The organism is Streptomyces sp. NPDC001822 (genome assembly GCF_042892135.1).
Classification (GTDB): Bacteria; Actinomycetota; Actinomycetes; order Streptomycetales; family Streptomycetaceae; genus Streptomyces.
On the sequence record NZ_JBIATW010000008.1, the window covers coordinates 250556 to 268912 of the forward strand.

At 72.1% G+C, this 18357-nt stretch carries 15 protein-coding genes; 13 read left to right on the top strand and 2 right to left on the bottom strand.

The window, feature by feature from the left end; translation table 11 throughout:
* Positions 1-202: 202 nt before the first annotated feature.
* Positions 203-955 (top strand): SDR family NAD(P)-dependent oxidoreductase, encoded by a 753-nt coding sequence (locus ACFYY2_RS20590; protein ID WP_388744859.1) that lies wholly within the window; start codon positions 203-205, stop codon positions 953-955.
* Between the two features lie 129 nt (positions 956-1084).
* Here ACFYY2_RS20590 and ACFYY2_RS20595 read toward each other — a convergent pair whose 3' ends face one another.
* Positions 1085-2440, bottom strand: coding sequence for a tetratricopeptide repeat protein (locus tag ACFYY2_RS20595; protein ID WP_388744861.1), 1356 nt, complete (start codon positions 2438-2440; stop codon positions 1085-1087).
* 242 nt (positions 2441-2682) lie between these two features.
* Between ACFYY2_RS20595 and ACFYY2_RS20600 the strand changes: the two genes are divergently transcribed.
* Entirely contained in the window at positions 2683-3054 is a 372-nt protein-coding gene (locus ACFYY2_RS20600) for a hypothetical protein (RefSeq protein WP_388744862.1), read from the top strand.
* A 90-nt stretch (positions 3055-3144) separates the two neighbouring features.
* The gene (locus tag ACFYY2_RS20605) at positions 3145-4032 is read left to right on the top strand and encodes a spermidine synthase (RefSeq protein ID WP_388744864.1); all 888 of its coding nucleotides are present in this window, start codon (positions 3145-3147) and stop codon (positions 4030-4032) included.
* A 6-nt stretch (positions 4033-4038) separates the two neighbouring features.
* Here ACFYY2_RS20605 and ACFYY2_RS20610 read toward each other — a convergent pair whose 3' ends face one another.
* Entirely contained in the window at positions 4039-4584 is a 546-nt protein-coding gene (locus tag ACFYY2_RS20610) for a hypothetical protein (RefSeq protein WP_388744866.1), read from the bottom strand.
* A 78-nt stretch (positions 4585-4662) separates the two neighbouring features.
* On the opposite strand from ACFYY2_RS20610, the gene ACFYY2_RS20615 reads away from it, so the two are divergent.
* The 10 genes from ACFYY2_RS20615 to ACFYY2_RS20660 all read left to right on the top strand — a co-directional run bounded on the left by ACFYY2_RS20615 (position 4663) and on the right by ACFYY2_RS20660 (position 18351).
* On the top strand, positions 4663-5361 hold the full coding sequence (locus tag ACFYY2_RS20615) for a response regulator transcription factor (RefSeq protein ID WP_388744868.1): 699 nt from the start codon (positions 4663-4665) through the stop codon (positions 5359-5361).
* Positions 5358-6821: a sensor histidine kinase gene (locus ACFYY2_RS20620; RefSeq protein ID WP_388744870.1), complete on the top strand. Its 1464-nt coding sequence runs from the start codon at positions 5358-5360 to the stop codon at positions 6819-6821. The genes ACFYY2_RS20615 and ACFYY2_RS20620 overlap by 4 nt, the downstream gene beginning before the upstream one ends.
* A gap of 131 nt (positions 6822-6952) precedes the next feature.
* On the top strand, positions 6953-8443 hold the full coding sequence (locus tag ACFYY2_RS20625) for a cellulose binding domain-containing protein (protein ID WP_388744872.1): 1491 nt from the start codon (positions 6953-6955) through the stop codon (positions 8441-8443).
* A gap of 660 nt (positions 8444-9103) precedes the next feature.
* Positions 9104-10426, top strand: coding sequence for an ABC transporter substrate-binding protein (locus ACFYY2_RS20630; protein WP_388744874.1), 1323 nt, complete (start codon positions 9104-9106; stop codon positions 10424-10426).
* A gap of 168 nt (positions 10427-10594) precedes the next feature.
* A complete protein-coding gene (locus tag ACFYY2_RS20635) occupies positions 10595-11596 on the top strand; it encodes a carbohydrate ABC transporter permease (protein ID WP_388744876.1) in 1002 nt (333 codons plus the stop codon).
* A gap of 15 nt (positions 11597-11611) precedes the next feature.
* Positions 11612-12535, top strand: a complete 924-nt coding sequence (locus ACFYY2_RS20640; RefSeq protein ID WP_388744878.1) for a carbohydrate ABC transporter permease — start codon at positions 11612-11614, stop codon at positions 12533-12535.
* Positions 12536-12708: 173 nt separating this feature from the next.
* Entirely contained in the window at positions 12709-14169 is a 1461-nt protein-coding gene (locus tag ACFYY2_RS20645; protein ID WP_388744880.1) for a GH1 family beta-glucosidase, read from the top strand.
* A gap of 225 nt (positions 14170-14394) precedes the next feature.
* Positions 14395-15441 (top strand): LacI family DNA-binding transcriptional regulator, encoded by a 1047-nt coding sequence (locus tag ACFYY2_RS20650; protein ID WP_388744882.1) that lies wholly within the window; start codon positions 14395-14397, stop codon positions 15439-15441.
* 203 nt (positions 15442-15644) lie between these two features.
* Positions 15645-17699, top strand: a complete 2055-nt coding sequence (locus ACFYY2_RS20655; RefSeq protein ID WP_388744884.1) for a TerD family protein — start codon at positions 15645-15647, stop codon at positions 17697-17699.
* A 244-nt stretch (positions 17700-17943) separates the two neighbouring features.
* The gene (locus ACFYY2_RS20660) at positions 17944-18351 is read left to right on the top strand and encodes a YciI family protein (protein WP_388744886.1); all 408 of its coding nucleotides are present in this window, start codon (positions 17944-17946) and stop codon (positions 18349-18351) included.
* Positions 18352-18357: the final 6 nt, after the last annotated feature.

Here is an 18357-nt window from a genome sequence, read left to right on the forward strand (position 1 = left end):
ACCAACCACTGCCCGGAAGCCGCGAAATCCCAGGTCGCCACCATCCTCCGAGATCTCTGCCCAGCCCGGGGAGGCCCAGGCGACTACTTGCTTAAGCAATTATCCAGTATGCTTGCTCAGGCAAGTAAATTTGGATGGGTTCAACGAGAGGTCTAGCCGCCCCGCGTCCATCGACATCACCGCGACAACCGGAGGTACTGCCATGAATCGTCTCGAGGGACGTGCTGCGCTGGTCACAGGCTCGACGAGCGGAATCGGGCGCGGTGTCGCGGAGGCGATGGCCCGCGAGGGCGCCATCGTCGTCGTGACCGGACTCGGCTCCGAATCCGGCGCTCAGGTCGTCGACGGGGTCGTCGCGGAGGGCGGCACCGCCCACTTCGTCGAGGCAGACCTCTCTGCGGGCGGCTCCGAGGTCCGCCGCCTCGCGCAGGAGGCGACGGCCCTGGCGGGTCGGCCGATCGATATTCTCGTCAACAATGCGGCCTTTCTCGTGCCGCCTCACCCCATGACGGAGTCGACCGAGGAACAGATCGACAAGGTCCTGGAGGTCAACGTCAAGGCCCCGTACCTTCTGACGGCCGCCCTGGTGCCCGGCATGGTGGAGAGCGGCGGCGGCTCAGTGATCAACATGGGCTCGATCGGCGGCGTGGAGGGAATCAAGTTCACCTCGCTGTACGGCGCCAGCAAGGCAGGCCTGCACTCGCTGACGAGGTCGTGGGCCGCGGAGCTGGCCGCCGACGGGGTGCGGGTGAACACCGTCGCCCCCGGACCCACCGTCACGGGGGGGAACGAAGAACTCCGCCCCCTCCTGGAGAAGCTTGCCGAGGGCAACCCGGACAGGCGTACGGGCAGTGTTCAGGACACCGCCGCGGCTGTGATCTTCCTCGCCAGTGAGGACGCGTCACACATCCACGGTGTGCTCCTCCCCGTGGACGGCGGGGCCCTCGCGATCTGACGAGAGGCCGGCTCGGCGCGTCGCCGCCGAGCCTCCCTCGCGCTCAATGATCGATAGGGGCTGTCCCGAGATCCGCACGTCGCGCTGGAGGCCGCGGGCAGGCCCGGTCCCCGAGCTCGGGCGGCCGGTTCAGGCGCCGGGCGGGAGCTCCTCGTAACGGGCCAGCAGCGCCGCCACCTCCGGGCCGCCGCGCGGCCTCAGCACGCGTACGGCGCTCGCCAGCATCCCCCTGATGCGGGAGGACTGGACCCGGTCGAGCAGATCCAGCACCTGGTGCCCCGCGGCCGCCGCCTCGTCCGCCGTGCCCGCGCGCGCCAGGTCACCGGCCAGCTGGGCCCGGTACAGCGCGAGGTTCCGGGTGAAGTGAGGGTCCTGGAGCCGGGTGGCCCGCCGGGCATGGCGTGCCGCCCTCGGCCAGTCGCCCAGGGCCGACCAGCACTGGGCCTCCAGCAGTTCGAGCTCGGCCTCCCGGAAGAAGCTCATCCACTCCGGGTCCGCGTCGCAGGGCCCTCGGTCGAACGCCGTGCGGGCCCGGCCGATCGCCTGTTCGCACCCCGTGCGGTCCCCGAGCCACGCCCGGGCACCCGCCTCCCGCAGCGCGAGCAGGGCCAGCAGCCGCGGAGAGCCGAGCGGACCGGCCGCGCGCTGCCCGGCCTCCGCCGCCCGGACCGCCTCCCGGGCCCGTCCCGTGTCGCGGGCCAGGAACGAGGCGTTGCAGAACGCGTGCGCCTCCAGCGCGGCGTCGCCGGCCAGCCTGGCCGTGGCGAGGGCCTCCGCGTAGTGGGAGCGGGCGTCGTCGAAGCGCCCCGAGTCGTGGGCCAGCCAGCCCACCGAGATCGCCAGCTCGCCGGCGCCGGCGTGCAGCCGGTCGACGGTGCTTCGGCGGCTCGCGGTCCCCGAGTCGAGCAGCGCGTACGCGGCCCGCAGGGGCTGGGAGGCGCGGCGGTAGAGCCCGTCGGCGCCGTGCCGGTCGTCCAGCAGCCGGATCTGGCGGACGGCCTCCTCGACGGCGCTGACCTCGGCCTCGCCGACCCGGCGCTGGGCGGGGACGCCGAGGGGGCTCGCCGCGGCGGACCGGCCGCCCAGGCCCAGGGACGCGGCCGCCATCGTGGCGGTACCACTGGTCATGAACACGCGACGCAGCACGTCGCTCTCCTCGTGGATGTCACTGTCGAGCGTGGGGGGTGTGGTGGGAGGGGGCACGGACGCACTGCGGGCCCCCCGGCCGCGCACGCTCTCACGGTCCGAGAAGCCCAGGTCCGCCAGGGTCGCCCCGGGGAACATGTGCAGGAACACCCGTTCGTACGCGTAGTTGGGGCAGCGGATCTCGCCGGACTCCACGCGTCCGATGTACCGGGCGTCGCACGCGACCTGTTCACCGATCTCGCGGGCGGCCCTGCGGACCGCTGCCGCGAACTCCCCCGCGGAGCGCTGTGCGCGCAGCCGCCGGAAGACGAGGTTGGGAACTGCCCGTGTCGACACCATGGCGGGGCCCTCTCTGGTGCAGCCGGGCTCCTGCTTCCGGTGTCCCGGCGGAGCAAGAACGTACCTGCTGTGACGACGCCCGCACGCTGCGTTTACCTATAAAACGGACATCTCACCCGTGATTTGCCATGAACTGCCACCCTTTGCGGCGGCGTGCCGCCGTAGCCCTTGACGCCGTCGGCGCGTTGGTCCATGTGGCGACGGGGCGTGGCCCGGTCTCGAGACGAGAAGGAGGGGTTCCCTTGCCGCACACGGGCTCGGAATCCACACCGTGCGACCTGGTGACAGTCCCGGCACGTCAGGGACTGGAGGCAGTGGACATCCTGCGCAGGGGCTCGGACCACGAGGCCGTGGGCCCCGTCCTGCACGACGGCGCGTGCGCCGTCCTCGGCTTCCTCGTGCCCCCCGGGACCGCCGAGGCGTGGGACGTGCCCGGCAGCGCCTGTACGAGGACGGACGGCCGCGGGCTGCGCGTCCCCGCCGAGCCGCCCGTCTCCGGCGGCGGCTGGCTCCTCCCGCCCGGAGCCGAGGCCCCCGTCACCGACCCCGCGGTCCTGCGGGCCGCCCTCGACCAGGCGGCCCGGCTCATCGAGGCGGCCGACAACTGCCGCTGAGGCCATAATGAACCGGTGGGCGGATCTCCCGCCCGCAGCCGGACATCCCCAGGTGACCGGCCCGGACCCGGTGAACGAGGACGAGCGCGCGTGGCACGTCGAGGAGCGGCCAGGGGCGCGGGCGACCGCAAGCGGTCCGAGCGCGGGCAGGAGCCCGTCGCCGAGACGGTGGACGGCGGCCTCGCCGAACTCGTCCCCGACCGTGAGCGCCCGCGCGCGTGGACGCTGCTCCTGGACGGAGCCCCGCAGTCCCATGTGGACCTGGACGACCCCGCGTACCTCTCCTTCGAGTACCAGCGGCGGCTCGGCCACGTCATCGACCTCGCCGCGCCTCCCGGGCGCCCGCTCCAGGCGGTCCACCTGGGTGGCGGGGCCTTCACCCTCGCCCGTTACATCGCCGCGAGCCGCCCCCGCTCCACCCAGCAGGTCGTCGAGCTGGACGCGCCCCTCGTCCAGCTCGTCCGCCGCGAACTGCCCCTCGATCCGCAGGCCCGGATACGGGTCCGGTCCATGGACGCCCGCGAGGGGCTCGGCAGAATCCAGGACGGCTGGGCGGACCTGGTGATCGCCGACGTGTTCAGCGGGGCCAGGACCCCGGCGCACCTCACGTCCGCCGAATTCCTGACCGAGGTGCGCCGGGTCCTGAAGCCCGGCGGCCAGTACGCCGCCAACCTCGCCGACGGCCCGCCGCTGGCCCACCTGCGCGGCCAGGTCGCCACGGCGGCCTCGCTCTTCCCCGAGCTGGCCCTCGCGGCCGACCCGACCGTCTGGCGCGGCCGCCGCTTCGGCAACGCTGTGCTGGTCGCCTCCGACCTGCCGATCGCCGTCGCCGAGCTGACCCGCCGGATCGCCGGCGACCCGCACCCCGGCCGCGTCGAACACGGCCGTGCGCTCACCGACTTCACCGGCGGCGCCGCCGTCGTCACCGACGCCGCGGCCAAGGCGTCCCCGGCCCCGCCGCCCGGCGCCTTCTCCTGAGCGCGCTCACTGGTCGACGATCTCCACGACCGGCGGATGGCCGTTCCACGTACAGAACACGGAGACCGTCGCCCCCGCGCCATCGCCGAAGTCCACCCGGATCCACTCCGGGTTCGTCCACACCTGCATCGACCAGCCCTGCTCGGGGGTGGCCGAGACCAACGTCCCCGCGTCGTCCGTCAGTTCGAGGACGACCCGGCCGCCCCGCGTCGGGTAGCTCTTCACGTCGCCCGCCGCGGCCGAGGGCCCGGAGGACTTCGCCGGGCCCGGCACGGCGGACGGCGGCGGGGTGGACGGCCGCCGCGAGGGCCGGGGCGCGGGCGCCGAGGGCTCGGCGCTGGTCGGCGCGGGGGCCGGCGGGGGCGGTGACGCCCGGTGCGTGGAGGACGAGACCGGCTCGTCCGCCGCCCTCGCGCCCACCGAGATCGGCACAGCGCGCGGAGGGTCGTACGCCGTCCCCGCCATCACCGTGTGCACGCCCCACCACGACAGGGTCACCGCCGCCCCCGTGGCGAGCGACCACGCCGACGCGTGTACGAATCCTCGTTGCATCGGGCACATCCTGCACCACCCGTCCCGGTGCTGTCCCGGACGGGACCGGGTTCCTCCGTATGGGTTACGGTGCGGCGCATGCCTAGTGTGCTTGTGGTCGAGGACGACCAGTTCGTGCGTTCCGCCCTCATCCGGCACCTGACTGAGGCCTCCCACACGGTGCGGAGCGTCGGGACCGCCCTCGAAGCGCTGCGCGAGGTCGCGCACTTCCGCTTCGACGTCGTCATCCTCGACCTCGGTCTCCCCGACCTCGACGGCGCCGAGGCGCTGAAGATGCTGCGGTCCATCACCGACGTACCCGTGATCATCGCGACGGCGCGGGACGACGAGGCCGAGATCGTGCGGCTCCTCAACGACGGCGCCGACGACTACCTGACCAAGCCCTTCTCGGTGGAGCACCTTTCCGCCCGGATGGCCGCGGTGCTGCGCCGTACCCGCGGGCCCGCGGGTAGGGCGACGCCCCCGCGCGTCATCCAGGTCGGCGGACTCTCCATCGACCCCCTGCGACGCCAGGCCGAACTGGACGGCACGGCCCTGGACCTGACCCGGCGCGAGTTCGACCTGCTGGCCTTCCTCGCGGGGCGCCCCGGCGTCGTCGTACCGCGCCGTGAGCTGCTGGCCGAGGTCTGGCAGCAGTCGTACGGCGACGACCAGACCATCGACGTCCACCTGTCCTGGCTGCGGCGCAAGCTGGGCGAGACGGCCGCCCGGCCGCGCTACCTGCACACCCTGCGCGGCGTCGGCGTCAAGCTCGAACCCCCGGCGCAGCCCGCATGAGATGGGCGCTGGTCAAGGTGTGCCTGGCCGTCACCGCCATGGTCGTGATCGCCTTCGCCGTGCCGCTCGGCCTCGTCATCAGGGAGATGGCCCGCGACCGGGCCCTCTCCGACGCCGAACGGCAGGCCGCCACCATCGGCCCCACCCTCACCATCACCACCGACCGTGAGGAACTGACCCGCGCCGTCCTGTCCACCGAGCCGGGCGGCCGGGGCCGGCTCGCCGTGCACGTCCCCGCGACCGGACCGGGTGGCACCCGCCTGGAGATCGGCACCCGCAGGGCCGCCCGCGAGGACGTGGAGACGGTGGGCAGGTCCGGCCGCGCGTCGATCGCCGAGGTGCGCGGCGGCTCCGTCCTGCTCCAGCCCACCGCGCTGGGCTCCGGGGGTATCGCGGTCGTGGAGGTCTTCGTCGCCGACGACGACGTGTCCCACGGGGTCGGCGCCGCCTGGCTGGTGCTCGCGGGCGTCGGTATCGCGCTGATCGTCGGCTCGGTGGCCGTGGCCGACCGGCTCGGCGTGCGCATGGTCGAGCCCGCCCAGCGCCTCGCGGGCGCCGCGCAGGACCTGGGGGAGGGGAGGCTGGGGACCAGGGTGCCCGAGGACGGGCCCGCCGAACTCCGCTCCGCGGCCGTGGCGTTCAACTCGATGGCCGACCAGGTGGTCCGGCTCCTGGCCAACGAGCGTGAACTGGCCGCCGACCTCTCGCACCGGCTCCGGACGCCGCTGACCGTCCTCCGCCTGAACGCGGCCTCGCTGGGCGAGAGCCCGGCCGCCGACCAGACCCGGGCCGCGGTCGAGCAGTTGGAGCGCGAGGTCGACACGATCATCCGCACCGCGCGTGAGCAGCGCCCGCAGACCCAGGGCGGCCGGCCGGGCCCCGGGGCCGGGTGCGACGCGTCCGAGGTCATCCGGGAGCGCATGGGCTTCTGGTCCGCCCTGGCCGAGGACGAGGGGCGCACCGTGCGCCTCGCCGGAGTGGACCGCACCGTACGCATCCCGGTGGCCCGCCCCGAACTGGCGGCCGCACTGGACGCGTTGCTCGGCAACGTGTTCCGCCACACACCGGAGGGGACCGCCTTCGCCGTCGACGTGCACCACAGCGGTGACGCGGTGCTCGTGCTGGTCTCGGACGCCGGACCCGGCATCCCCGACCCGGCGGCCGCCCTCGCCCGCGGCGCCAGCGGACCCGACGGGGCGCGGGAAACCGTGGGCTCCACCGGACTCGGCCTCGACATCGTGCGCAGGGTCGCCGAGTCCACGGGCGGAGACCTGCGGATCGGGCGTTCCGTGCTCGGCGGCACGGAGGTGCGCATCTGGATCGGGCTCGACGGCGGCCCGGCCGAACGCTCCCGCCGCGGGCACCGGGTGGGCGGACGGGGCGGCAAGCGGCAGCGACGCCCGGTGAGCGGCCGGAACACAGAGTTCCGGAGCTCCTCGGGTGCGGGGCCCGATCTTTAACCGGCGCCGATGGGCTCCTTAAGCGAACCCTAAGAACATCAACTCAGCTCCCATCAGTGCCTTTTGCCCGTTTCGGGGCGGCTAGCGTGCAGACGCAACCACCACCCCCCGCAGGACAGAGGCAGGACGCGATGAGCACCAGCACGCACCGCCGCACGACGAGCACCCGCACGAAGGCGCTCGGCGCCCTCGTCGCCGCGGCGGCCGTCGGCGGCACGGTCTTCGCACTCACGGGCACGGCCCAGGCGGCGGGCGTCGGTGCCGCGTACACGAGGGCCAGCGGCTGGACGGGCGGCTACACCGGGCAGTACGTCGTCACGAACGACGCCGGAACGGCCCGGTCCGGGTGGACGCTGGAGTTCGACCTGCCGTCCGGTACGAAGATCGACTCGCTCTGGAACGGCGAGTACACCGTCAGCGGCGGCCACGTCACCGTGAAGCCCGCGAGCTGGAACAAGGACCTGGCCCCCGGCGGCTCCGTGACGGTCGGCTTCGTCACCGCCTCGTCGGCGAAGGCCGCCGATCCCACGGGCTGCCGCATCGACGGCGCCGCGTGCTCCGCGGACGGCGGCGCCACCCCGGAGCCCGGCGGGCGCCCGACCGTAACCCCGGAACCCACGGCGACGGCCACCCCGACGAAGGACGCCACGACCCCGCCGCCCACGACGAACCCGCCCGCGACGCCCCGACCCTCGGACACCCCCACCCCGGGCAGTGGCGGCACGGCAGCCGGCGCCGGATTCGCCCCCTACGTCGACACCTCCCTCCACCCCTCCTACGACCTGCTGGACACCGTCTCCAGGGCGGGCGTGAAGGAGTTCACCCTCGCGTTCATCACCTCCGGTGGCGGCTGCGCACCGCTGTGGGGCGGGGTCACCGCGCTCGGCGACGACAAGGTGGCCGCCCAGATCACCGCCCTGCGGGCCGAGGGCGGCGACGTGCGGGTCTCCTTCGGCGGCGCCACCGGAGCGGAACTCGCCCTGCACTGCTCGTCCGCGGCCGACCTCGCCGCGGCGTACGGCGAGGTGGTCGACGCCTACGCGCTGACCAAGGTCGACTTCGACATCGAGGGCGGCGCGCTGCCCGACACCGCGGCCAACTCCCGCCGCTCGGCCGCCATCGCCCTGCTGCAGAAGGACCACCCCGGGCTCGACGTCTCCTTCACGCTGCCGGTGATGCCCGAGGGGCTGACCCAGCCGGGCGTGGACCTCGTCGCGGACGCGAAGAAGAACGGCGTCGGGATCGACGCGGTCAACATCATGGCCATGGACTACGGCGCGTCCTACAGCGGCGACATGGGCGACTACGCCACCCAGGCGGCCACCGCCACGCAGGCCCAGCTCAAGGGCGTGCTCGGGCTCTCCGACGCCGCCGCCTGGAAGACGGTCGCGGTCACCCCGATGATCGGCGTGAACGACGTCGCCACCGAGATCTTCACCGTCGAGGACGCCACGCAGCTCGTGAAGTTCGCCCGGGAGAAGGGTATCGGGCGCCTGGCGATGTGGTCCGGCACCCGGGACGCGCAGTGCCCGGGCGGCGCCAAGCCCACCGCGGACGCGACCTGCAGCTCGATCCTCCAGGAACCGCTGGCCTTCACGAAGGCGTTCGGCGCCTTCGGGTAGCCGCCGCCCCCACGAACCACCACCTCGACGCGCGCGCCCCGGCCGGCCCCACACCCCCCACAACCGGCCGGGGCGCGCGCCCCCCTGTCCGGAACCTCCGCGCGGCCGATGCCTCCGACGGGCGCGAACGGAACCTTCCGGCCGGGGGGTGGAGTTCGGGGAAAGAACACGGAAACCCCCGACGGCCGCTCTCCGCGCCCCGCACGCACCCGCCCCGTTCATCTTCCGGCGGGCCCTCTCCCGGTCACGGGGCCGGCCGGCGCGCCCCGGCGCCGGGTGCCGGAATCCGCGCCGACCGCCCGCCGCCACGGGGCCCCGATGGGTGAAACACGCTCAAAGCCGCTCTGACCTGCGGTGATTGAGGAGGCTGCGGGTGCGGCATGCAGCGCGTGCGAGTGAACGCAAGCCCTCGGTCGGACACGTTCGCGTGACTTGCAGGACACGCTCGGGCAACAGAAGCGTCTTCAAGTCTTGACACCCGCCCCCTTGAGGCAGCAATGTTCCGGCATCAGCGCATGGGAGCGCTCCCATATCGATCGAGGTTTTTCGCTCGTACGGGGACGGCACCGCCCATGTCCTCTCCGTACCACTGGCACCCGCACCACCAGCGCGTATGCCGAGCACGAACGCCAGTCCCACCCTGGAACAAGGAGTAGTGGAATGCGCATCACCCGCACCGTCGCAGGTCGAAGCCGCAGAACCGCCGTCATGGCCACCACGGGTCTCACGGCCGCAGCCCTGCTGATGACCGGCTGCAGCGACTCGGGATCGGATTCCGACGAGGCCGACGCCAACGGGAACATCACCCTGACCGTCGCCGACTTCGGACAGTTCGGCTACAAGGAGGCGGGGCTCTTCGCGAAGTACCACGAGCTCCACCCGAACATCACGGTCAAGGAGAACGTCACCGCCCAGGAGACGGTCTACTACCCCAAGTTCCTCCAGCAGCTCAACACGGGCAGCGGGCTGGCCGACGTGCAGGGCATCGAGGTCGGCCGGGTGAAGGAGCTCGTCGACACCAAGGCCGACGCCTTCGCCGACCTCTCCAAGGTCGTCGACCCCGCCCAGTGGGTCAACTGGAAGGCGCTGCAGGCGACCACCGAGGAGGGCAAGGTCATAGGCGCCGGCACCGACATCGGCCCGATGTCGATCTGCTACCGCCGCGACCTGTTCGAGCAGGCGGGCCTGCCGTCCGACCGCACCGAGGTCGCCGCGAAGTTCGCCGGCGGCTGGAAGGACTACCTCGCGCTCGGTGAGGCGTACAAGGCGAAGGCACCCAAGGGCACCTTCTTCATGGACTCCGCCAGCGCCATGTACAACGGCGTGGTCAGCTCGGACTCGGAGCAGTACTACTCCAAGGACGGCAAGGCGATCTACAAGGACAGCGCCGGCGTCAAGGCGGGCTGGCAGCTCGCCTCCCAGGCCGTCGACAAGAAGCTGACCCAGGGCCTCGCCCAGTTCAGCCCGCCGTGGCAGGCGGCCCTGCGCAAGGGCAGCATCGCCACCGTGGCCTGCCCCGCGTGGATGGCGGCGCAGATCTCCACGTACTCCGGTGACGAGTTCAAGGGCAAGTGGGACATCGCCCGCACCCCCGGTCAGACCGCTGCCAACTGGGGCGGCTCCTTCCTCTCCGTGCCCGCCAAGGGCAAGCACGTCAAGGAGGCCGGTGAGCTCGTCAAGTGGCTGACCGCGCCCGAGCAGCAGGCGGCCGTCTTCAAGGCGGCCGGCCTCTTCCCGTCGAACAAGGGCGCCTACGAGCTCCCCGACGTGAAGACCGCCAAGCTGGAGTACTTCAACAACGCCCCCATCGGTGAGATCTACGCCGAAGAGGCGCAGGTCATCCCCGCGGCCGTGCTCGGCCCGAAGGACGGCGTCATCAAGGACACCATCTCCACGCAGATCAACAACATGGAGCAGCGCGGCACCAAGCCGGACGACGCCTGGAAGGCCGCGACCGAGGCCATCGACAAGGTGATCGGCTGATCCTCGCCGGTGCGGGCCGCCTGGACGCCCATCGGCGTCCCGGCCGGCCCGCACCGGTGCCGGTTCCCCACCGGCACCGCGCACCTTCTCCGACACCCCGCCGGACCCGACCGGAGGCCCGGCCTTGCCCCTGAGGTGTCGGCACACCCCAGGGAAGGACTCCCACCTGTGGCAACCACGACCCCCACGAGGGGCGCACACGGCTCACGGCCCGGCCGTCGCACCCCCGAGCAGCCCATGACCGCCCGCCGGCAGGCGTGGCGCAGCCGGCTGTGGCGCTTCGACGACAAGGCGTCGCCGTACGCCTACATCGCGCCCTTCTTCCTCGTCTTCGGGGCCTTCGGGCTCTACCCCCTCGTCTACACCGGCTGGATCGCCCTCCACCGCGTGGAGATGACCGGCCTCGACCAGATGGAATGGGTCGGCTGGGAGAACTTCGGCAACATCCTCCAGGACTCGGAGTTCTGGACCGCGGTCGCCAACACCTTCGTCATCGGCGTCATATCCACCGTGCCGCAGCTGATGATCGCGCTCGGCCTGGCCCACCTGCTGAACTACAAGCTCCGCGCCAGCACCTTCTGGCGCACGGTGATCCTGACGCCCTACGCCACCTCGGTCGCGTCGGCGGCCCTGGTCTTCGCCCTGGTGTTCCGGGCCGACGGCGGACTGCTGAACTGGGTCCTCGGCTTCTTCGGCGCCGGCGAGACGAACTGGGCCAACGGCCACTGGTCGTCCAACATCGCCATCGCCGTCATCGTCATCTGGCGCTGGACCGGCTACAACACGCTGATCTACCTGGCCGCGATGCAGGCGGTCCCGTCCGACCTCTACGAGGCGGCGTCGCTCGACGGGGCCTCGCGCTGGCAGCAGTTCCGCAACGTGACGATCCCTTCGCTGCGGCCGACGATCCTCTTCACGATCGTCATCTCGACCATCGGATCGATGCAGCTGTTCGGTGAGCCCCTGCTGCTCGAAGGCGGCCAGATCGGCGCCCAGGGCGGCACCGAGCACCAGTACGAGACCCTCAGCATCTACCTCTACAACTACGGCTGGAACCTCGGACACCTCGGTCCGGCCGCCGCGGTCGCCTGGGCCATGCTCGTCCTGCTGCTGCTCATTGCCGCGATCAACTGGCTCATCGGGCGCTTCGTGCGCAAGACCGCGGCCTGACGGGGAGCGATTCGAATGACCACCACACACACCGTCACCGCGCCGGACGCCGGCCGTGTCTCCAAGGCCGACGGCCGCCAGGACCCGCCGCGCCGCAACCGGTTCAAGCAGGGCGCCGGCCGCCAGCACCACGCGGGTCCCTTCGCCTACATCGCCCTCGCCGTCGTCGGCCTCGGCTCGCTGTTCCCGCTGTACTGGACCCTCGTCGCCGCGTCCCGCACGCAGGACGAGGTCCTCGACACCACACCGCCGCTGCTGCCCGGCGGCAACCTCTTCAACAACCTCGAAGCGGCCTGGGAACAGGCCAGTCTCGGCAAGGCCATCGTCAACACGGTCATCGTGTCCGGCAGCATCACCCTGGCGACGCTGTTCTTCTGCACCCTGGCCGGCTACGCCTTCGCCAAGATGCGCTTCAAGGGGCGCGGCGCGCTGATGACGACGGTCATCGCGACGCTGACGATCCCCCCGCAGCTCAGCGTCGTGCCGCTGTTCATGATGATGTCGGACATCGGCTGGGGCGGTCAGCTGGAGTCGGTGATCTTCCCGACCCTGGTGAGCGCGTTCGGCGTGTTCTTCATGCGCCAGTACCTCCTGGAGGCGCTGCCGTACGAGCTCATCGAGGCGGGCCGGGTCGACGGGGCGAACAACCTGCGCATCGTGTGGAGCATCGTGCTCCCGGTGGCCCGCCCGGCCATGATGGTGCTCGGCATGCTCACCTTCGTCCAGGCCTGGAACGACTTCTTCTGGCCCTACCTCGCGCTGAACCAGCAGAACCCGACGCTCCAGGTGGCCCTCGGCCAGCTGAGCGCGTCCTACGTGCCCGACCAGAGCATCGTCATGGCGGGCGCGCTCATCAGCACCCTTCCCCTGCTCGTCGTCTTCGTGATCTTCGGCAAGCAGATCGTCGGGGGAATCATGTCCGGCGCCGTCAAGGGCTGACCCCACCCCCGTTCCGCCCCGGTCCGATCCCGGCGTCCGCCCGGCCCGGGCCCGCCGTCCCCGGTCCGGCCGCCAAGCCGTCCCGTACGGCCTGTACCTGACCGCAGGCCGTACGGGACCCGGGCCCGTGCACTTCACGCCCAGTCCCTCTGCACCCATGGGAGCGCTCCCGTATGACTGCCGTACGACCCGACACCACCCCCAAGCAGGCCCCCGAGGCGCAGTTCCCCACGGGATTCATCTGGGGCGCGGCGACCGCGTCCTACCAGGTCGAGGGCGCTGCCGCCGAGGACGGCCGCACGCCGTCCATCTGGGACACCTTCAGCCGCACCCCCGGCAAGGTCCGCAACGGCGACACCGGTGACATCGCCGCCGACCACTACCACCGCTACCGCGACGACGTCGCCCTGATGAAGGAGCTCGGCCTCAAGGCGTACCGCTTCTCCGTCTCGTGGTCCAGGGTCCAGCCCACCGGCCGCGGACCGGCCGTGGAGCGCGGCCTGGACTTCTACCGCAAGCTCGTCGACGAGCTGCTCGACGCCGGCATCATGCCCGTCGCCACGCTCTACCACTGGGACCTGCCCCAGGAGCTCGAGGACGCCGGCGGCTGGCCCGAGCGCGTGACCGCCGACAGGTTCGCCGACTACGCCGCCATCGTGTCCGGCGCCCTCGGCGACCGGGTCGGCATGTGGACCACCCTCAACGAGCCCTGGTGCTCGGCCTACCTCGGCTACGGCTCGGGTGTGCACGCCCCCGGCCGCACCGAGCCCGCGGCGGCGCTGCGGGCTGCCCACCACCTCAACCTCGCCCACGGCCGGGCGATCGAGGTCCTGCGCGACCGGCTCCCCGCATCCGCGCAGACCTCGGTCACGCTCAACCTCCACCAGGTCCGCCCGCTCACCGACAGCCCGGCCGACCTGGACGCCGCCCGGCGCATCGACGCCGTCGGCAACCGCGTCTTCACCGGCCCGATGTTCCGCGGGGCCTACCCCGAGGACCTGATCGCGGACACCTCGCACCTGGTGGACTGGTCGAAGCTGGTCAAGGACGGCGACCTCGCCACCATCTCCCGTCCGGTGGACGCCCTCGGCATCAACTACTACACGCCGACGCTGGTCTCCGACCCCGTCGCAGGGGCCGACTACGCGCGCAGCGACGCCCACGGCGCCAGCGACCACTCCCCGTGGCCCGGTTCCGAGCACGTCGCCTTCCACCACGCCGAGGGGAAGGAGCGGACCGCGATGGACTGGTCGATCGATCCCGAGGGGCTCTACAACCTCCTGATGGATACGCAACGGGACCACCCCGGGCTGCCGTTGATGGTCACCGAGAACGGCGCCGCCTTCGACGACCACGTCACTCCCGAGGGCACGGTGGAGGACCCGGAGCGCGTCGCGTATCTGCACGGGCACCTCGACGCCGTGCGGCGCGCGATCGCCGACGGCGCGGACGTCCGCGGCTACTTCCTGTGGTCCCTGATGGACAACTTCGAGTGGGCGTACGGCTATTCGAAGCGCTTCGGTGCCGTGTACGTCGACTACGCGTCGCAGCGCCGCATCCCCAAGGCCAGCGCGCACTGGTACTCCGATGTGATCCGCCGTCACGGACTGCCGGCCGCCGGCGGGACCGTCTGACCGTCCGACCAGCACACGGAGCGGGACCCGGCACGCCGCCGGGTCCCGCTTTTCCGTGCCCCGTCCCGCGCGTCCACCGCGCCCGACCCGTAAGCTTGGGAGCGCTCCCAAGAGTGGTGGCGCTCAGGGCGGACCGCTCGGTCCGGACGAGTGTCAAGGGATCGGACAGCGGGACTTGGATTGGCCAGGGCGCTGTGAGAAATTGACCGCGAACGGGAGGCAGCCATGGCGGCAGCGCGAGTACGGAGTGGCGGGCGGCCCACGCTCGAAGAGGTGGCGGCCAGGGCCGGAGTGGGGCGGGGCACGGCCTCACGCGTCATCAACGGCTCGCCGCGGGTCAGCGCGCAGACCCGCGAGGCCGTCGAGGCCGCCGTCGCCGAACTGGGGTACGTCCCCAACCGCGCGGCACGCGCCCTCGCGGGCAACCGGACGGACGCCATCGCCCTCGTGGTGCCCGAGTCCGAGACCCGGTTCTTCGCCGAGCCGTACTTCTCCGACATCGTGCGTGGCGTCGGAGCGGCCCTGGCCGACACCGAGATGCAGCTGCTGCTGACGCTCGCGGGCAACGACCGCGAGCGGCGGAGGCTGGCGCAGTACCTCACCGCGCACCGCGTCGACGGTGTGCTCCTGGTCTCCGTGCACGCCGACGACCCGCTGCCCGATCTTCTCGAACAGCTCGGCATGCCCTCGGTGATCAGCGGCCGCAGACACGCGGCGGAGACGCTGCCCTCCGTCGACTCCGACAACTTCGAAGGAGCCCGCGCGGCCGTCGACCACTTCATCGCGCGAGGCCGCCGTTCCATCGCCACGATCACCGGACGGCTCGACGTGTACGGCGCGCAGCGCCGCCTGGACGGCTACCGCAAGGCCGTCGCCGCCGCGGGCCTCGACCCCGACGAGCGGCTGATCGCCCCCGCCGACTTCAGCGAGGAGGGCGGCGCCCGTGCCATGCGCGAACTGCTCGAACGCAGGCCCGATGTCGACGCGGTCTTCGCCGCCTCGGACGTGATGGCGGCCGGCGCCCGTCAGGTCCTGCGCGAGTCGGGCCGCCGCATCCCGGACGACGTGGCGCTGATCGGCTTCGACGATTCCGCGGTGGCCCGCCACATGGACCCGCCGTTGACGAGCGTCCGCCAGCCGATCGAGGAGATGGGCCGCACGATGGCCCGCGTCCTGCTCCAGGAGATCGCGCACCGCACGGAGGGCGACGACGCCCGGGAGCGCCCGCGGATCGTGCTGCCCACGGAGCTGGTGGTGCGGGAGTCGTCCTGAGAGGCGGCGAGCGGGGGTCTTCCCGAGGGCGGCGAGCGGCAGATCCTGGACCGGGCAAAGACTTTCACAACTCCTCCATAAGCGGAGCAAGTGACCGCTAGAGTTCCCCCGAACACGAAGCGTGTGTGACGTGCGTCTCGTGCGTCACGCGATGAGCTGCCGGGGCCGTGGGGCGGCCCGGCGGCGTTTTTCATGGGGGCCGCATGCGGAAGATGACCAAGGGCGCGAACGTCGGGCTGGCCACGCTCAGCGAGAACGCCGGCTCGGTGGTGATGAGCCTGGGCTGGAGCAGCCCGACCGGGGAGGGCGACGCCGACGTCTCGGTGCTCCTGCTCGACGAGAACGGCAAGGTCGGCAGCGACGCCGACTTCTGTTTCTACAACAACCCGGTCGCGGGCGACGGCAGTGTGCAGCTGCTCGGGAAGACCCCGACCGCGGACGGCGACGAGGACCGCATCGGCTTCGATCTGGACGCGGTGCCGGCGGAGGTCGAGCGGATCGTCGTGGCGGCGAGCCGCTACCGGGGGGCCGGGTTCGGGGACCTGGACGACCTCCACCTGACGCTCGCCGACGGCGCCGGAGACGGTCTGGCGCAGTTCTCCGTCGAGGACGCGGGCGAGGTGAGCGCCCTCATCTTCGGCGAGCTCTACCGGCGCGGTGGTGAATGGAAGTTCCGGGCCGTCGGGCAGGGGTACGCATCCGGTCTGGCCGGTCTCGCGACGGATTTCGGTGTGGACATCGACGACGACGCGGAGGCGGAGGCGGAGGCGGAGGCCGAGGAACGGGCGGAGGCCACCGGGACCGGTCCCGGGGCGGACGCGGACCGTGGGACCGGGCCGGAGGGCATTCCGGCGCAGAGGGCGTCGGAGCCCGCCCTCGCGCCGCCCGCCGAAGCCGTCGTGGAGAAGGCCGAGGAGGCGAAACCCCGCACCCGGCCCCGCACGGCCAGGAAGAAGGTCACGCTTCCCCGGAGTGCGAAGAAGTCCCTCGCCGAGAACGACTCCTGGCGGACCGCCCGGCTGTTTCCGCTCTCCGCGCTCAGGAACGACCGCGAGCGGGAGACGCGGGCCACCTCGGTCCTCCTGTCCGTCATGGCCCAGGTGCCGGAGTTCGGCCGGCGCCTCACCGCGGGCTTCGGGGCGCCCGCCGGACGCATGGAGACGTTCACCGAGGTGTCCCTGCCGCACGGGGACTCGCCGCGCCGCCCGGACGGGGTCATCCGCGTCGAGCGCGCCGGCAGGCTGTGGACCGCCCTGGTCGAGACGAAGACGAACGGCAACCCCCTCAAGCCGGACCAGGTGCAGGCCTACATGGACATCGCCGCCCGGCGCGGCTACGAGGCCGTCATCACCCTGTCCAACGACGTCGCCCTCGAAGGCAGCCCGCTCGTCGACGTCAGGATCGACGGCCGCCGCAAGCACAAGGTCGCGCTCTGGCACCTGTCCTGGGCCGAAGTGGCGCACCAGGCGCAGATGCTGATCCGCCACGAGGGGGTGGGCACGGCCGCGCACGCGTGGCTGCTGCAGGAACTGCTCCACTACCTCCAGCACGAGCACTCGGGCTGCCACGGATTCCAGAACATGGGGTCGGCCTGGGTGCCCGTGCGCAAGGGGATCGACGACGAGACCCTGTGCCAGGGCGATCCCCGCGCCACGGAGGTCATCGAGAGCTGGGAGCGACTGGTCCGGCAGGTCTGCCTGCGGCTCGGCGGCGAGCTGGGCCAGAAGGTGCTTCCCGTCCAGCGCGCCAAGCGGGGATCCGACCCCCGGGCCCGCCGGGCCGATCTGGCCGATCAGCTCTGTGCCCACGGAAGGCTGCACGCCGAGCTCCGTATCGAGGGGACCCCCGGGATCCTCGCGATGACGGCAGATCTCCGCACAGGCAAGCTCCGCACCTCGATCGAGGTCCCCGCGTCCGAGCAGGGGTACCCGCTCAGCAAGGTGAAGCGGCTGATCCGGCAGCTCGAGACGGCCCCGGCGGACCTGCACATCGAGACCCTGGTCGAGGGGGAGGGCGTGGGACCCCGCGGGACGCTGGAACGGCTGCGCCCGGAACCCGGTGACCTCCTCCCCAGGGACGGTGCCGAGATGGTGGGGTTCCGCCTCTCCCTGTTCAAGGGCATGGGCAACGGCCGCGGCAGCGCGGAGACGGGATTCATCCGCAGTGTCGACGACGCGGTGGACCGGTTCCACGCCGGCGTGGTCGCGCCGCTGGAGCTCCGCGTGCCGGCCCGTCGTACCGGTGCGGGAGAACGCTGACCGCCTGACCGCCGTCACCGGGGGTGTCCGGCGGTCAGGCGGCCCTGCCGCGTCGGGGGATGGCACGGCAGGGCCGTCACGTCGGATGCCCGGCAAGGCGGGCCCCATGCGGCACCAGACCGCCTGTGGTGCGGCTCACGCGATCTTCGGGGGAGGATCGGAGGGCGGTGTCGAGAATCCCCGACCGGCTCCGTCCCCGTAGTGAGAGCGGCCACCACGGGTCGCACCAGCGAGGAGAGACACCATGGCCAAGTACCTGCTGCTGAAGCACTACCGCGGCGCACCGGCCCCGGCCAACGACGTGCCGATGGACCGGTGGACGCCCCAGGAGATCTCGGCGCACATGCGGTACATGCACGACTTCGCGGCCCGGCTGGAGAACACCGGCGAGTTCGTCGACGGTCAGGCACTCGCCCCCGAGGGGGCGTGGGTCCGTTACGACGGCGAGGGGCGCCCGCCGGTCACCGACGGCCCGTTCGCCGAGACCAAGGACCTCATCGCCGGCTGGATGGTGATCGATGTCGACGGCTACGAGCGGGCCGTCGAGCTGGCCGGAGAACTGTCCGCCGCTCCCGGGGCGGGCGGTAAGCCGATCCACGAGTGGCTCGAGGTGCGCCCGTTCCTGACCGCGCCGCCCACCATCACAGAGTGACCGTAC

Coding starts and splice junctions, on each gene's coding strand:
- ACFYY2_RS20590 (WP_388744859.1), top strand. CDS start 203: ATGAATCGTCTCGAGGGACGTGCTGCGCTGGTCACAGGCTCGACGAGC.
- ACFYY2_RS20595 (WP_388744861.1), bottom strand. CDS start 2,440: ATGGTGTCGACACGGGCAGTTCCCAACCTCGTCTTCCGGCGGCTGCGC.
- ACFYY2_RS20610 (WP_388744866.1), bottom strand. CDS start 4,584: ATGCAACGAGGATTCGTACACGCGTCGGCGTGGTCGCTCGCCACGGGG.
- ACFYY2_RS20615 (WP_388744868.1), top strand. CDS start 4,663: ATGCCTAGTGTGCTTGTGGTCGAGGACGACCAGTTCGTGCGTTCCGCC.
- ACFYY2_RS20620 (WP_388744870.1), top strand. CDS start 5,358: ATGAGATGGGCGCTGGTCAAGGTGTGCCTGGCCGTCACCGCCATGGTC.
- ACFYY2_RS20625 (WP_388744872.1), top strand. CDS start 6,953: ATGAGCACCAGCACGCACCGCCGCACGACGAGCACCCGCACGAAGGCG.
- ACFYY2_RS20630 (WP_388744874.1), top strand. CDS start 9,104: ATGCGCATCACCCGCACCGTCGCAGGTCGAAGCCGCAGAACCGCCGTC.
- ACFYY2_RS20640 (WP_388744878.1), top strand. CDS start 11,612: ATGACCACCACACACACCGTCACCGCGCCGGACGCCGGCCGTGTCTCC.
- ACFYY2_RS20645 (WP_388744880.1), top strand. CDS start 12,709: ATGACTGCCGTACGACCCGACACCACCCCCAAGCAGGCCCCCGAGGCG.
- ACFYY2_RS20650 (WP_388744882.1), top strand. CDS start 14,395: ATGGCGGCAGCGCGAGTACGGAGTGGCGGGCGGCCCACGCTCGAAGAG.
- ACFYY2_RS20655 (WP_388744884.1), top strand. CDS start 15,645: ATGCGGAAGATGACCAAGGGCGCGAACGTCGGGCTGGCCACGCTCAGC.
- ACFYY2_RS20660 (WP_388744886.1), top strand. CDS start 17,944: ATGGCCAAGTACCTGCTGCTGAAGCACTACCGCGGCGCACCGGCCCCG.